Source organism: Shinella sp. R2-11, assembly GCF_055330205.1.
On sequence record NZ_JBVAPC010000003.1, the window covers coordinates 533,843 to 548,766 of the forward strand.

Below are 14,924 nucleotides of genomic sequence, written 5' to 3' on the forward strand. Positions count from 1 at the left end.
TGTCAATCGGCCTTTTTGAAGGATACCGGCACTGATTAGCTCGTTTTCCCCGGCCACCTGTTGCGCTGAGTGCATGAGCATACCGGAGAGGCGCCTGCGGAAGCTAGGCTCTCCCCGACAGGAGAGCGAACGGCATGCAAGCCTCAACATACTGCTATTAAATGACAATATATGATCCTTGAGTCTTTTGCCCAAGGGTCGGCATGTTTTATAGAGCGACCTTGATTGAGGACGACCAGCAAGAACGGCTCTCCGCACACAACCCAAAGGAGCCCTCCGTTACTCTCCAGCATAGCTGAAAAATAATTCGTTGTGCGAAAAATTTTACGCGACATGTGGTAACTTTATGATATGTTCCTTCGCGAAGTCCGGGCTACCCCGTGGCGCTCCCTTGACCCAATCTGGCGGGGCAGCCACGCGCGCTTTCGCGAAGGACGATCGGGAGGATCGAATGCTTTGTTTCACGTCAGGCGAGACGGCGCGCGCTGTCGCGGCATCGGCAGGTGCACGCCATGGCTGAGGCCGCCGACCTGATCATCGGCATCGACGCCGGAACCTCCGTCATGAAGGCCGTCGCCTTCACGCTCGCCGGCCGCCAGATCGCCAGCGCCTCCGTGCGCAACAGCTACCGGACCGGCGACGACGGCTCCGTCACGCAATCCCTCGACCAGACCTGGCTCGACTGCGCGCGCGCCCTGCGCGGGCTCGGTGAGAAGGTGGAGAACCTTTCCGCCCGCGCCGCCGCCATCGCCGTCACGGCGCAGGGCGACGGCACCTGGCTCGTCGGCGCCGGCAACCGTCCCGTCGGCGATGCCTGGCTGTGGCTCGACGCGCGGGCGGCTCCCACCGTCGAGCGGCTTGCCGCCAGCGATGCCGACCGCCTGCGCTTCGAGGCGACCGGCACCGGCCTCAACACCTGCCAGCAGGGCACGCAGCTTGCCCATATGGACCGCCATTTCCCGGAACTGCTCGCCGGCGCGCAAGTCGCCATGCACTGCAAGGACTGGCTCTATCTGAACCTCACCGGCGTGCGCGCCACCGATCCGTCGGAAGTGAGCTTCACCTTCGGCAATTTCCGCACGCGCCGTTATGACGACGACGTGCTCGCCGCCCTCGGCCTGACGCACCGCCGCAGCCTGCTGCCCGAGGTGATCGACGGCACCGAGACCACGCATCCGCTGACGGCGGAAGCCGCTGCTGCCGCCGGCCTCAGGCCCGGCACGCCTGTCTGCCTCGGCTATGTCGACATGTGCATGACGGCGCTGGGTGCCGGCGTGCGCAGCGAAGGCCGCAATGCCGCCTGTTCCGCCATCGGCTCGACGGGCGTGCATCTCCAGGCGAAGGCCGTTTCCGACGTCGTTCTCAATGCCGAGCGCACCGGCTATGTCATCGCGCTCCCCATCCCCGGCATCGTCACCCAGGTGCAGACCAATATGGGCGCGACGATCAATCTCGACTGGCTACTCCAGCTCGGCGTGGACCTTCTCGGCGAATTCGGCGTCACCGTCGGCCTCAACGACATGATCGGCCGCGTCGACCATTGGATCGCCGCCAGCAAGCCGGGCAACATCCTCTATCACCCCTATATTTCCGAGGCCGGCGAACGCGGCCCCTTCGTGAATGCCCGCGCCCGCGCCAATTTCACCGGCCTTGCCAGCCGCCACCGCTATCCGGATCTCGTGCGCGCCGTCGTGGAAGGACTCGGCATGGCGACGCGCGATTGCTACGCCGCCATGGGGGCCCTGCCCTCGGAACTGCGCGTCAGCGGCGGCGCCGCCCGTTCCGCCTCGCTGCGCGGCACGCTGGGCGCGGCGCTCGGCGCGCCGGTGCGCGTCAGCACGCGCGAAGAGGCGGGCGCCGCCGGCGCCTCGATGATGGCGGCCGTCGCCATCGGCGTCTACCGCACGATGGACGATTGCATCGCCGACTGGGTGACGCCCGAGCTCGGCGCGGCCGAGCAGCCGAAAGCAGAAGACACCGAACGCATGAACCGCCTCTTTGCCGCCTATTCCACCGTGCGCCGGGGCATCGCGCCAGCCTGGGACATCCTGGCCGCGCGCTGACGAAACGACGAATGCGCCCCCTCTGCGGCCGGCGCTGAAGGAGACCCAAATGAACGAGCCCGAGCTTATTGACCTCTTCGTGATCGGCGGCGGCATCAACGGCGCCGGCATCGCCCGCGATGCGGCGGGCCGCGGACTGAAGGTCGTGCTCTGCGAGAAGGACGATCTGGCCGAGGGCACGTCGTCGCGATCCGGCAAGCTGGTGCATGGCGGCCTGCGCTATCTCGAATATTACGAATTCCGCCTGGTGCGCGAGGCGCTGATCGAGCGCGAAGTGCTGCTCAACGCCGCCCCGCACATCATCTGGCCGATGCGCTTCGTGCTGCCGCACAGCCCTGAAGACCGTCCCGCCTGGCTCGTCCGCCTCGGCCTCTTCCTCTACGACCACCTCGGCGGCCGCAGGAAACTGCCCGGCACGCGCACGCTGGACCTTGCGCGCGATCCCGAGGGCACGCCGATCCTCGACCAGTACACACGCGGCTTCGAATATTCCGACTGCTGGGTGGACGACGCCCGCCTCGTGACCCTCAACGCGCTCGGCGCGGCGGAAAAGGGCGCCGTGGTGCTGACCCGCTCGCCGGCCGTTTCCGCCCGCCGCGAAAACGGCGTCTGGATCGTGGAGACGAAGAGCCGCTTGACGGGCGAGACCCGCGCCTTCCGCGCGAAGTGCGTCGTCAACTGCGCCGGCCCGTGGGTGTCCGACGTCATCAACCGCGTCGCCGGCTCCAATTCCACGCGCAACGTGCGCCTCGTCAAGGGCAGCCACATCATCGTGCCGAAGTTCTGGGCGGGCGCCAACGCCTATCTGGTGCAGAACCACGACAAGCGCGTCATCTTCATCAATCCCTACGAGGGCGACAAAGCGCTGATCGGCACCACCGACATCGCCTATGAAGGCCGCGCCGAGGACGTTTCGGCCGACGAGACCGAGATCGACTACCTGTTGAAGGCGGTGAACCGCTACTTCAAGGAGAAGCTGCGCCGGCAGGACGTGCTGCACTCCTTCTCCGGCGTGCGCCCGCTCTTCGACGACGGCAAGGGCAATCCCTCCGCCGTCACCCGCGACTATGTCTTCGACCTCGACGAAACGGGCGGCGCGCCGCTGCTCAACGTCTTCGGCGGCAAGATCACCACCTTCCGCGAGCTTGCCGAGCGCGGCATGCACCGCCTCAGGCACATCTTCCCCAATATGGGCGGCGACTGGACGGAGAAGGCCCCGCTTCCCGGCGGCGACATGCCGAACGCCGACTACGAGACCTTCGCCAACGGCCTGCGCGACACCTATCCCTGGATGCCGCGCAAGCTGGTGCACCATTACGGCCGCCTCTACGGCACGCGCACCAAGGCCGTCGTCGGCGGCGCGACTGGTATCGAGGGGCTCGGCCGGCATTTCGGCGGCCAGTTCTACGAGGCGGAAGCCCGCTATCTCGCCGCCACCGAATGGGCGCAGACGGCCGAGGACATCCTCTACCGCCGCACCAAGCATTACCTGCACCTGACGGAAGCCGAGCGCGCGGCCTTTGCCGACTGGTTCGACGCCGCCCGCCCTGCCGCCGCCTGAGGACGACCATGCCGCTGACGCTTTCGCTCAACACCAATCCGCTGGTCAACCGCTTCGCCGATCCCGACGACCTGATCGAGACCGTCGCGCGGGACCTTCGCCTGCGCGACCTCCAGTTGACGCACGAATTCATCAATCCGAGCTGGAACGCCGCGACGATCCGCCGGCTGACGCGCCAGATGGACCGTGCGCTCCAGCGCACCGGCGTGCGCGTCACCTCGGGCATGACAGGCCCCTATGGCCGCCTCAACCATTTCGGCCATCCGGATGCGGATGTGCGCCGCTACTATGTCGACTGGTTCAAGACCTTCGCCGATATCATCGGCGATCTCGGCGGCACTTCCGTCGGAACGCAGTTCGCCATCTTCACCTACAAGGACTATGACGACCCGACCCGCCGGGAAGAGCTGATCCGCATCGCCATCGACTGCTGGGCGGAGGTGGCGGAGCATGCGAAGGACACCGGCCTCTCCTATGTCTTCTGGGAGCCGATGAGCATCGGCCGCGAATTCGGCGAGACCATCGCCGAATGCGTCAGGCTTCAGGACCGGCTCACCGCGGCGAACATGGCCGTTCCCATGTGGATGATGGCCGATATCGACCATGGCGACGTCACCTCCAGCAATCCGGACGATTTCGATCCCTATGCCTGGGCGCGCGCCGTGCCGAAGGTCTCGCCGATCATCCACATCAAGCAGAGCCTGATGGACAAGGGTGGGCACCGTCCCTTCACCGCCGAGTTCAACGCCAGGGGCCGCATCCAGCCGGAACCGCTGCTGAAGGCCTTTGCCGAGGGCGGCGCGGTCGACAACGAGATCTGCCTGGAACTCTCCTTCAAGGAACGCGAGCCGAACGACCGGCAGGTCATTCCCCAGATCGCCGAAAGCATCGCTTTCTGGGCGCCGCATATCGATACCGGTGCATCCGACCTCAAGCTGGGCTGACCGCGTCCGGGCCGCTTGCCAGAGCATTTCCAGCCGAAGCGGCATCGCTTCGGCGTCGGATAATGCGGTAAAAACAAAAGCTGGAGCATTTCCGGTGAACCGAAAATGCTCCAAGACGGGGTGCTTTTTTGCACAGCAGGACAGGACATCGCCGATGACCGACAATGAAGACTCCCTCGCCGTCCGCGCCGCCTGGCTGCACTATATCGGGGGCTTCACCCAGTCCGCCGTGGCCAAGCGCCTCGGCATTCCCTCGGTCAAGGCGCACCGGCTGATCGCGCGGGCGGTCGCCGAGGGCGTGGTCAAGGTCAGCATCGACGGCGATATCGCCGAATGCGTCAATCTCGAAGTGGCGCTTTCCGAGCGCTACGGGCTCGGTTACTGCGAGGTGGCGCCCGATGTCGATGACGACGCGCTGGCGCTGACGACGCTCGGCCATGTCGGCGCGGATTTCCTGCGGCGCGAGATCGAGCGCGGCGAAGTCGCCGTCATCGGCCTCGGCCATGGGCGAACGCTCTCGGCCGCCGTCCATCACCTGCCCCGCATCAGCGCCAGCGGCACGCGCTTCGTCTCGCTGCTCGGCGGCCTCACCCGCAACTATGCGGCCAATCCATACGATGTCATGCACCGCATCGCCGCCAAGACGGGTACGCAGGCCTATGTGATGCCCGTGCCCTTCTTCGCCAACACGGAGGAGGATCGCGAGGTGCTGCTGTCGCAGCGCGGCGTCAGCGAGGTCTTCGACCTTGCCCGCAACGCCGACCTGAAGCTCGTCGGCATCGGCACGGTCGATAACCAGGCCCATCTCGTCACGTCGGGCATGCTGCAGGCGAACGAGCTGCAGGAGATCCGGGCTCTCGGCGGCGTCGGCGAGCTGCTCGGGCACTTCTTCGACAGCAAGGGCCGCATTCTGGAAACATCGGTGACGGCGCGGACCCTTGCCGCCTCCTTCTCGGAAACCGGCGACGACCGCCTCGTCGCCATCGCCGGCGGCCCCGTCAAGACCGAGGCCATCCGCGCCGTGCTGCACAGCCACAAGCTCCACGGCCTCATCACGGACGAGGCGACGGCACGCCTTCTGCTGCAAAGCTCCGCTTAAAATTACGGCATGGCGGATGCGGTGAAACGGAGCGCTGCATGTTTTGCGTCTCCAACATGGCCATCGCCGCGATTTCGAACGAGCCGACGTGCTGGTCAGGATATGCGGCAGCGGATGCCGCCACGCCACCCCAACCGGCCGCACTGTTGCAAATCGGCACGGTCCGCAACCGTTCGACGGGGATGGCTGCAAAGTTGGCGCGGCGGTGATTCCCCTTTTGCGCGCACTGCGCTATGGCGAAATTGAGGGTCCGGTTCCGAGTCGCCGGAAAACGGCCGCAAGACGTCCAAGGAAATGGCACATATGAACTCCCGCGTTGCAATTCTGGCAGGCGTTGCGCTTGCCCTCACCGCATGCACCACCGTCAGCGTCCCGACCAACCCGCTGCAGGCGCGCTGGAACGGCAAGACCGCCGGCAGCTTCTTCGCGGCCTATGGCCCGCCGATCTCGGATACGGCCGGCACCGGCGGCACGACGCTCTACAAGTGGCGCGGCGGCTTTGCCAAGGGCAAGTCCTGCTCGGTGGAACTCACCGTCAACGACGCCTACAGGATCACCAATATCCGCGCCGTCGGCGACCGCGTCGATCCGAAGGGCGGCCCGACCCATTGCGAAAAGGTCCTCGACGCCGCCGGCGACGGGAAGTGACCGCCGGCTGAAGCCGACCATTCCGGAGCCGCGCGGAAACGCGCGGCTTTTCCTTTGGAGGAAAGCGTGGACGAAGACCGCCTCTACCACGACCCCGCCCTTGCCGATTTCTACGATCTCGAAAACGGCTGGGAGCGCTCGCCGGACTTCGCCTTCTGCAAGGCGCTCGCAAGGGACGCGGGCAGCGTGCTCGACCTTGGCTGCGGCACGGGGGAACTGGCCGTCGCGCTTTGCGAAGGCCGGACGGTCGCCGGCGTCGACCCCGCGCCGGCCATGCTCGACATCGCGCGGGGGAAGCCGGGGGCTGGCAGCGTCGAATTCGTGGAGGGCGATGCGCGGTCCGTTCGGCTCGGCCGCCGCTTCGAACTCGTCGTGCTCACGGGCCATGCCTTCCAGGTCTTCCTGACGCGGGAGGATCGGCGGGCGGTGCTTGCCACCATCGCGGCGCATCTTGCGCCCGGCGGACGCTTCATCTTCGACAGCCGCAATCCCGCCTGCCGGGAATGGGAGGAATGGGGGCCGGAGGAATCGACGCGCCTTCTCGCCCATCCCCGTTTCGGCGAGGTCGCGGCATGGAACGATGTCGCCGTCGATGCCGCCACCGGCATCGTCACCTATGAGACCCATTACGAGATCCGTGCCACCGGCCGGCGCCTTTCCGCAGCCTCCCGCATCGCCTTCCCGGACAAGACGGAACTGGAAGCGCTCCTCACCGAAACCGGCCTTCGCGCCGACCAGTGGCTCGGCGACTGGGAGGGCCGTCCCTGGAAGGAGGGCGCCAAGGAGATCATTCCCCTCGGCACCCTCGCCTGACAAGGCCGGGCGGTCGTTTTCGCACGGGCGCCGCGCCTATTGGTCGATCTCGGGCACGACGAGTTTGACAAGCTTGTCCAGCGAGTCCTGCCAGCCGAGATAGCAGGCCTCGGCGGGGATGATATCCGGCACGCCCTGCTGCTCGATGTTAATCTCCGTGCCGACCGACACGGCCTTCAGGCTTACCGTGACCTTCATCTCACCCGGCAGGTTGGCATCGTCGAAACTGTCGGTGTAGACGAGGCGCTCGTCCGGAACGAGCTCCAGATAGGTGCCGCCGAAGGCATGGCTCCTGCCCGTCGTGAAGTTCCGGAACGACATCCTGTGCCGGCCGCCGACCTTCGCATCGAGTTCATGGACGGTACAAAGGAACCCGTATGGCGGAAGCCAGCTTGCGACCGCGTCCGGTTCGAGGAACGCGCGATAGAGTTTCTCGGGCCTGACGGCGATGACGCGGTGAAGGCGGATCGTGCTGGGCATGGTTTTCTCCCTTGGTTCGGTTTCATCGTTCGTTCAGTCGGGTGCCCGCTCCTTGTCGAGGCACCTTGCGGCCAGCCAATCGCCGCCCGATGCAGTTAAGACGAACGAGGCAGGGAGAGTCCGACATGGCATCGGAACAAGTTTGGTGGCGGCCGCTTCCATATCAAGGATAAAGGGATCGGCCCAAGCACGGTAGTCCGTCGTCAGGTGTTTATCCTTTTCCACCATGAAGAAGCCGGGCGGGAGAACAATGACCGTCCGGCCATGCCCTCGGCAGGAATAAAAAAGCGAGGCCGAATGACTGGGAGAACCGGCGGAATTTGTTGACGATGGTCAAGCAACGGGACGGAAAATGGGAGTCGCCTCAGGTATATACCCGATAGTGGCCGATGATGCCGGATGCTACGGTCTGTATTTACGGTCGCAAGAAGGTGAACGGCACGTCGTGGGACATGCACACTGCGGGCCTCCCATCTGGCGACCCAATGGACCTGAATGTGCATGTCGCAGAAACAACCGAACTTCGTTTCCTCCCGCAATTATCTCGACGTCGCAGAACGCTTCCTCGATATCGGCTTCTGGAATGCCGACATGGCGACGGGGGAGGTGCGCGGAACGGATGGCTTCTTCCGCCTCCTCGGCATGCCGCGAAGCGAGCCCTTCAGCCTCCAGCAATGGATCGCCCTCCTGCACCCGGACGACCGCGAGGATTTCCGTTCCCTCGGCGCGGTGGTCACCATGGGCGTATCAGTGTCCCGCAACGTGCGGCTCTCCGACGAGCAGCGCCCGCCGCGCTGGATACGCATTTCGGTGGAGGAACCGACCACGGCGGACCGCATCGTCGGCCTGGTGCAGGACGCGGCCGCCGAGCGGGAGGCCAAGGCCGCCCTCTACCGCGAGCGCGCGCGACTCAACGCATTCATCGACATGACGGGCGGCGTTTTCTGGGCGCGCGATCTCAACGGCGCCGTGAGCGATCTTCGCGGCTGGGAAAGGATCGCCGGCCACGATTCCGTCCAATACGGCAAGGAAAGCTGGATGGAGGTGATCCACCCAGACGACCGCCAGCGGGTGCAGGAGGTGCGGGAGGCCTGCGAGCGCGACCTGATGTCCGGCGACGTCGCCTTCCGCCTGCTCTACGACGGCGGCGAGTACCGGCAGGTGCGGGCGCGCACGACGCCCGTGCGCCGGCAGAACGGCGCGCCGATGGAATGGATCGGTGTCATCGAGGAGACATGGCGCCACGAGGCCGCGAGCCTGCCGGGCGACGGCACGGTGCTGCGGCCGCAGCAACTGCGGGCGGGCCGCGTGATGCTGGGCTGGTCGGCCGAGGAACTCGCCGAGCAGGCAGGCGTCTCCACCGCGACCATCCGGCGCTACGAGACGACCGGCGAGCACATGAAGGAGGCGACGGTCTCCGCCATCGTCGGCGCGCTGGCGCGCCACGGCCTCATCCTGACCGCATCGGCCACGGATGTAGGCGTCAAATTGCGACACCCCGATACGCCGGGCCGAACGGACGCCGGCACGTAGATTTATGCAATCCTTTACAAGCGGCGCGAGTAAAATGCGGCTTTTGAGTAGAATAAGCGCAGTTTATGACTGAAAGGCGCGCCTGACCCACGCGTCGCGTTTCATGGTTATCAAGGTAAATTTGCTACTTTAGGTCATCCGAATACAACTGATCGTATCGGTTCCGGCATGAGGACGGATTCGGAATCAGCGACAATCACCGAGAGCCCGGGGGGGTGCCAATGCAACTGAATCCTTCTTTTGCGACACTGTCCGAAACAGTACCGGAAGGTACGGAAGACGAGGAAGCGGCACGCATCCAGCGTCTCGTCACCGGCATGAGCCAGGCCAAGAAGAACCTTGACGACGTGCTTGCCAATCTGGCGCGGCTCAAGTTCTTCATGACGCCCTGCGGGCCGGACGAACCGTCCCACTAACCCGAACGAAACGACTACCCAACCCGAACAGGGATCGCTTTGCCGGCCGTCGCAAGACGCCTCGCCGGAGGGCGTTCCATTGCAAAAACTTTCAACCGCCCTGCCGCCAAGGAGGACCCATGACAGCCTTTTCTTTCGGCCTTGCATCCGATGCAAGCGCCATTCTTGCCGCGATGCAAAAGTCGCAGGCCATCATCGAATTCGACCTGACCGGTCGCATCCTGACGGCGAACGAGAACTTCTGTCGGGCACTCGGCTATGCCCTTTCCGAGATCGTCGGCCAGCACCATCGCCTCTTCGTTGATCCGGCTGAGGCCGCCAGCGAGGACTACCGCGCCTTCTGGGCCAAGCTGGCACATGGCGAATTCGACCAGCGCCAGTACAAGCGCATCGGCAAGGGCGGCAAGGAGATCTGGATCGAGGCGTCCTACAATCCGGTCTTCCGCCGCGGCAAGCCCTACAAGGTGGTGAAGTTCGCCACCGACGTCACCGCGCAGAAGCTGAAGAGCGCGGAAGACGCCGGCAAACTGGAGGCCCTGTCGCGTGCCCAGGCCGTCATCGAGTTCACGCCGGCCGGTGAAATCCTCGCCGCCAACCAGAATTTCCTCTCCACCCTCGGCTACCAGTTTTCCGAGATCGAGGGTCGCCATCATTCGATGTTCTGCGACCCGGCCTATTGCCAGAGCCCGCAGTACCGGCAGTTCTGGGACAGGCTCAAGGCGGGCGAGTTCGTCGCCGAGGAGTTCATGCGCATCGGCAAGGGCGGCCGCCGCATCTACATCCAGGCCTCCTACAACCCGATCTTCGACATGAACGGCAAGGTCTTCAAGGTGGTGAAGTTCGCCACCGACGTGACCGGCCGCGTCGAGAACGTCGAGACGCTGGCCAGCGCGCTGACGCGGCTTGCCCAGGGCGACCTGACACTGCACCTGCCGACCCCGTTCATTCCCAGCCTTGAACAGTTGCGCACCGACTTCAACGGCGCATCGGAGCGCCTGCGCCAGGCCATGACGTCGGTCGGCGAGAATGCACAGGCGATCGCCGCCGGCTCGAGCCAGATCCGCTCCGCCGCCGACGACCTCTCCCGCCGCACCGAGCAGCAGGCCGCCTCCGTCGAGGAAACGGCAGCGGCGCTCGAACAGATCACCACGACGGTCGCCGATTCCAGCCGCCGTGCCGAGGAGGCCGGAAAGCTCGTCGCCAGCACCCGCGAGAACGCGGAGAAATCGGGCGAGGTCGTGCGCATGGCGATCTCGGCCATGGGGCAGATCGAGGGCTCCTCGCGGGAAATCTCCAACATCATCGGCGTGATCGACGACATCGCCTTCCAGACCAACCTGCTCGCGCTGAATGCCGGCGTCGAGGCGGCGCGGGCCGGGGAAGCCGGCAAGGGTTTTGCGGTCGTCGCGCAGGAAGTGCGCGAACTCGCCCAGCGCTCGGCCAATGCCGCCAAGGAGATCAAGGCGCTGATCAATACTTCCGGCGAGCAGGTCAAGAACGGCGTGACGCTGGTCGGCCAGACCGGCGATGCACTGGAGCGGATCGTCCGACAGGTGCAGGATATCAACAGCAATGTCGCGGCCATCGTCGAGGCGGCGAAGGAGCAGGCGACCGGCCTCGGCGAGATCAACCAGGCCGTCAACACGCTGGACCAGGGCACGCAGCAGAACGCGGCGATGGTCGAGGAATCGACGGCGGCCAGCCACAGCCTCGCGAAGGAGGCCGAAGCCCTCTTCAACCTGCTCGGCCAGTTCCGCGTCGGCGAGGCCGGCAAGGGCCGGCCAGCGGAGGTGCAGGAGCTACGCCCCGCCTCGTTCCAACCGCGCCGGCTGGCGGGATAGGCTGAATGACGCAATCAAAGCATGTCGACATACTGATCGTGGATGGACATCCGGTCATGCGTGCCGGGATCAGGGCGTGCCTCGCGGCGCGCCCTGATTGGCGTGTCTGCGCGGAGGCCGGCACCGGAGAAGCGGCGGTCGCGCTTGCCCAAAGGCACAGGCCGCGCCTCGTCATTCTCGATCCTGCTCTCCCGAGCGGGCTGGAGACCATGCGCGAATTCCGCCGCCATATCCCGGACATGGGTATCCTGATCTACACCATGCATGCGGACGAATGCCTCGTTTCGGATATCCTGAAGGCGGGCGCCGATGGCTATGTGTCGAAGAACGACGCGGACGTCACGCTATTGGCCGCCGTGGAGGCCGTCGTCGCCGGACGGCAATATGCCGCCCCGTCGACCGGTCGCCATGTCGGGAAAAAAGTGCCCTGCCCGTCGCAGATCCTGACCCCGAGGCAGATACAGGTGGTCCGGCTCGTAGCCGAGGGACGCACGAACCGGAACATCGCGCATCATTTGCAGGTCAGCGTCAAGACCGTCGAATCGCACCGGACGGCGGCGATGAAGAAGCTCGACGCGCACACCGTGGCGGACCTCGTGCACTACGCGATCCGCGCGAAGCTGATCCGGCTGTGAGAATACCAGGTTTTACAGGCGCTTGCGCAGGGTGATCTTGGTCGCCGACTTGCCGAAGAAATGATAGCCCGATCCGCCTTCCGACAGAATGTCGAGGAAAGCGTCGGCATCCGTCACCTTGATGCCGCCGAGGATATGGCAGCCGCGCTCGAAGAAGGCATCGGGGATCATGGTGACGGTCGGGCCGACGACGACGATGCGGGCAGACGGCTTCGCCAGCGCAATCAGGTCGCCAAGCGTGTCGTTCGCCAGCGTCGTGCCGGTAATGATCAGCACATCGGCTTCCGGCACGACTTCCGGCGCCCGCTCCGCCTCCCGAAAATAAGGCATCTCGTGCGGCTTGAGGGTGGAAGGATCCTTCTCCAGCACCCAGTGCCTCGCGCCGATCCTCCTCAGCTCCCGCAGGAATGGCACGAACGCGCCGACCACGACCACCGTGTCATCCACCCCGACCTGAGCCGCGGCAAACGCGTCGAGGCCCTCGACGATCTCGACCCCTCCGTCCGTCCGGTCCTCGTTGGCCATCTGCGCCAGCGCGTTGAGCGTGGCGATGCCCAGCGTCCGCCTGATCCCGACCTGCTCCATCGCCTCTTCGAGAAGGTCGGCGGCGCGGCGGCCGCGCAGCTTGCCGGGAAACGGCATTGCCATCGCGGAACCCGGGCAGCAGACTGCGTCCGGGATATCCTTGACCGGCGTGGCGCAGGCCCCGGCATGCCCCGTCGACAGTTTCACCCCCGTGAAGAAGAGGCCGATGGCGACGCGGTCGATCGTGACGTCGTCGAGCGCGTGTCCGAGACGGTCGCGCACGATCTCGACGGTTCTCTTCAGGATCGCATTCGCCACACTGGCCTCCGCGGTCACGCCTATGCTGAATAGGCTCGCTGTCGAATTGACGTCGGCTCGCCGAACGGGATTGCAAACCTCCTCATACAAAGCAAAGGCAGGGCGATATCGCAAGGCTGGAGCCGGGCTGTGGCTTCATGTCCGGCCGGACGCGCCCGTTTCGAGACGCCGGCGGCCGGCGTCTCCTTCACCGGCCACCCTTCAGGAATCATACTTCATGGCATCGAGATCGGCGATCAGGCCGGGGCCGGTCGGGTTCCATTCCAGCGTCCGGCGGGTCCAGGCGCTGGAGGCGGGAAAATCCAGCCCGGCGAACATCGCCATCCAGCCGAAATGCTCCGCCGCCTTTTCCGGCGCGATCGATACGACCGGCAGCTTCAGCCCGCGGCCGAGCGCCTCGGCGATGGCGCGGGTCTCGATGCCCTCTTCGCCGACCGCATTGTAGCGGGCGCCGGGCGCGGCCCGCTCGACCGCCAACCTGTAGAGCAGGGCGACGTCGAGCAGATGGCCGGCCGGAAACCGGTTGCGCCCCTCGCCCACATAGGCCGCCATGCCCTTTTCCCGGGCGATGGCGACGAGCGGGGTGATAAGGCCCTGCTTGACCGTATCGTGCACCTGCGGAAGGCGCACGACAGAGACATTGACGCCGGCATCGAGCAACGCATTGCCGGCCTGTTCGGAAGCAATGCGCGGATTGGGATGCTCCATGTTGCAGACATCCTCCGTCGCCAGCTTGCCGGGTTCGGCATTGCCGAGCCCGGTGCCCGAGGTGATCACCAGCGGCCGGTCCGAGCCTTTCAGGCCCTCGCCCAGCGCCTCGATCGCGCGGCTGTCCTTCCGGCAGTTCTCGACGAAGCGGGAAAAATCGTGGTCGAAGGCTGTATGAATGACGGCATCTGCCTTTTCCGCCCCGCGGCGAAGGCTTTCCGGCTCCTCCAGCGTGCCCCGGTGGACTTCGGCGCCCGCCGCTTCCAGCGCCCTTGCGCCGGCCTCCGAGCGGGTCATGCCGACCACCCGATGGCCTGCCTTCAGCAGTTCCGGCACGATGGCCGAGCCGATGAACCCGGTCGCGCCCGTGAGGAAAATACGCATGCGATGTCTCCTGGTTGATTGCGGCGCGACTATTGCCGTATCCTTTATGCTGTTAAAGTAGTGACGTTATCCTGGTATAATCACCAACAGGAAAGCCATGACCATCGAAGCAAATGCCCTCGGCCTGTTCCTCCGCGATCGCCGCTCCCGCCTCGATCCGGCAGTGTTCGGCTTTTCCGGGCGCCGGCGCACACCCGGCCTGCGACGGGAAGAGGTTGCGCAGCGCTCGAATATCAGCGCGACCTGGTATACCTGGCTGGAGCAGGGGCGCGGCGGAGCGCCCTCGGCCGATGTGCTGAACCGGATCGCCCGCGGCCTGATGCTGACGGAGCCCGAGCGCGAGCATCTCTTCATGCTGGCCCTCGGCCGCCCGCCGGAGATTCGCTACAAATCCGTCGAAGGCGTCAGCCCGCGCCTCCAGCGCCTGATCGATACGCTCGACGCGAGCCCCGCCCTGGTGCGGACCGCTGCCTGGGACATCGTCGCCTGGAACCCGGCCGCCGCCATCGTCATGACCGATTACGACCGGCTGGCGCCCGGCGACCGGAACATCCTGCGGCTACTATTCTGCAATCCGGCGATCCGCGATATCCAGCACGATTGGGATGCGATGGCGCGTTTCCTCGTCGGCGCCTTCCGCGCCGACGTGGCCCGGGCGGGCGCGACATCGGAAATCACGGCGCTGGTCGACGGACTCTGCAGCGCCAGCCCGGAATTCGAGGCGCTGTGGCGGGAAAACGAGGTGGTCGCGCATGGCGAAGGCACCAAGCGGCTGCGTCACCCCGTCCTCGGGGATATCGAGCTGGAATATTCTGGCTTTGCCGTCGACGGCCGTCCCGATCTCAACCTGGTTGTCTATAATCCCGTCGATCCCTCGGTCGCCGAACGCATCCGGACGCTCGTGGGGAAACACATGGAGAGCCTCCCAAATCATAGCCGGGCATGAAGGGTGGGTA

The 14,924-nt window shown here is 65.5% G+C and carries 14 protein-coding genes; 11 read left to right on the forward strand and 3 right to left on the reverse strand.

Annotated elements, in window-relative coordinates; all coding sequences use genetic code 11:
- Positions 1 to 512 precede the first annotated feature (512 nt).
- The 6 genes from ACZ1A1_RS10825 to ACZ1A1_RS10850 all read left to right on the forward strand — a co-directional run bounded on the left by ACZ1A1_RS10825 (position 513) and on the right by ACZ1A1_RS10850 (position 7,128).
- Positions 513 to 2,063, forward strand: coding sequence for an FGGY family carbohydrate kinase (locus ACZ1A1_RS10825; protein WP_463619925.1), 1,551 nt, complete (start codon positions 513 to 515; stop codon positions 2,061 to 2,063).
- A gap of 49 nt (positions 2,064 to 2,112) precedes the next feature.
- Positions 2,113 to 3,624, forward strand: a complete 1,512-nt coding sequence (locus ACZ1A1_RS10830; RefSeq protein WP_463619926.1) for a glycerol-3-phosphate dehydrogenase — start codon at positions 2,113 to 2,115, stop codon at positions 3,622 to 3,624.
- An 8-nt stretch (positions 3,625 to 3,632) separates the two neighbouring features.
- Positions 3,633 to 4,568: a sugar phosphate isomerase/epimerase family protein gene (locus tag ACZ1A1_RS10835; protein WP_463619927.1), complete on the forward strand. Its 936-nt coding sequence runs from the start codon at positions 3,633 to 3,635 to the stop codon at positions 4,566 to 4,568.
- 154 nt (positions 4,569 to 4,722) lie between these two features.
- A complete protein-coding gene (locus ACZ1A1_RS10840) occupies positions 4,723 to 5,667 on the forward strand; it encodes a sugar-binding transcriptional regulator (RefSeq protein WP_463619928.1) in 945 nt (314 codons plus the stop codon).
- Between the two features lie 303 nt (positions 5,668 to 5,970).
- Entirely contained in the window at positions 5,971 to 6,315 is a 345-nt protein-coding gene (locus tag ACZ1A1_RS10845) for a hypothetical protein (RefSeq protein WP_415213373.1), read from the forward strand.
- A 66-nt stretch (positions 6,316 to 6,381) separates the two neighbouring features.
- On the forward strand, positions 6,382 to 7,128 hold the full coding sequence (locus ACZ1A1_RS10850; RefSeq protein ID WP_463619929.1) for a class I SAM-dependent methyltransferase: 747 nt from the start codon (positions 6,382 to 6,384) through the stop codon (positions 7,126 to 7,128).
- A gap of 36 nt (positions 7,129 to 7,164) precedes the next feature.
- Here ACZ1A1_RS10850 and ACZ1A1_RS10855 read toward each other — a convergent pair whose 3' ends face one another.
- The gene (locus tag ACZ1A1_RS10855) at positions 7,165 to 7,608 is read right to left on the reverse strand and encodes an SRPBCC family protein (RefSeq protein ID WP_463619930.1); all 444 of its coding nucleotides are present in this window, start codon (positions 7,606 to 7,608) and stop codon (positions 7,165 to 7,167) included.
- Between the two features lie 501 nt (positions 7,609 to 8,109).
- On the opposite strand from ACZ1A1_RS10855, the gene ACZ1A1_RS10860 reads away from it, so the two are divergent.
- From ACZ1A1_RS10860 to ACZ1A1_RS10875, 4 genes are all read left to right on the forward strand, one after another.
- On the forward strand, positions 8,110 to 9,141 hold the full coding sequence (locus ACZ1A1_RS10860; RefSeq protein WP_463619931.1) for a PAS domain-containing protein: 1,032 nt from the start codon (positions 8,110 to 8,112) through the stop codon (positions 9,139 to 9,141).
- Positions 9,142 to 9,362: 221 nt separating this feature from the next.
- On the forward strand, positions 9,363 to 9,557 hold the full coding sequence (locus ACZ1A1_RS10865; protein ID WP_463619932.1) for a hypothetical protein: 195 nt from the start codon (positions 9,363 to 9,365) through the stop codon (positions 9,555 to 9,557).
- A gap of 119 nt (positions 9,558 to 9,676) precedes the next feature.
- Entirely contained in the window at positions 9,677 to 11,398 is a 1,722-nt protein-coding gene (locus ACZ1A1_RS10870; protein WP_313192535.1) for a methyl-accepting chemotaxis protein, read from the forward strand.
- Positions 11,399 to 11,403: 5 nt separating this feature from the next.
- A complete protein-coding gene (locus ACZ1A1_RS10875) occupies positions 11,404 to 12,033 on the forward strand; it encodes a response regulator (protein ID WP_463619933.1) in 630 nt (209 codons plus the stop codon).
- 12 nt (positions 12,034 to 12,045) lie between these two features.
- Here the strand turns inward: ACZ1A1_RS10875 and ACZ1A1_RS10880 are convergent, their stop codons facing one another.
- On the reverse strand, positions 12,046 to 12,876 hold the full coding sequence (locus ACZ1A1_RS10880; protein WP_463619934.1) for a Rossmann-like domain-containing protein: 831 nt from the start codon (positions 12,874 to 12,876) through the stop codon (positions 12,046 to 12,048).
- A 201-nt stretch (positions 12,877 to 13,077) separates the two neighbouring features.
- Positions 13,078 to 13,968 carry an SDR family oxidoreductase gene (locus ACZ1A1_RS10885; RefSeq protein ID WP_463619935.1) on the reverse strand — a complete coding sequence of 297 codons (891 nt, stop codon included), beginning with the start codon at positions 13,966 to 13,968 and terminating at the stop codon, positions 13,078 to 13,080.
- A 97-nt stretch (positions 13,969 to 14,065) separates the two neighbouring features.
- Between ACZ1A1_RS10885 and ACZ1A1_RS10890 the strand changes: the two genes are divergently transcribed.
- The gene (locus ACZ1A1_RS10890) at positions 14,066 to 14,914 is read left to right on the forward strand and encodes a helix-turn-helix transcriptional regulator (protein ID WP_463619936.1); all 849 of its coding nucleotides are present in this window, start codon (positions 14,066 to 14,068) and stop codon (positions 14,912 to 14,914) included.
- The last annotated feature ends 10 nt before the right edge of the window (positions 14,915 to 14,924 follow it).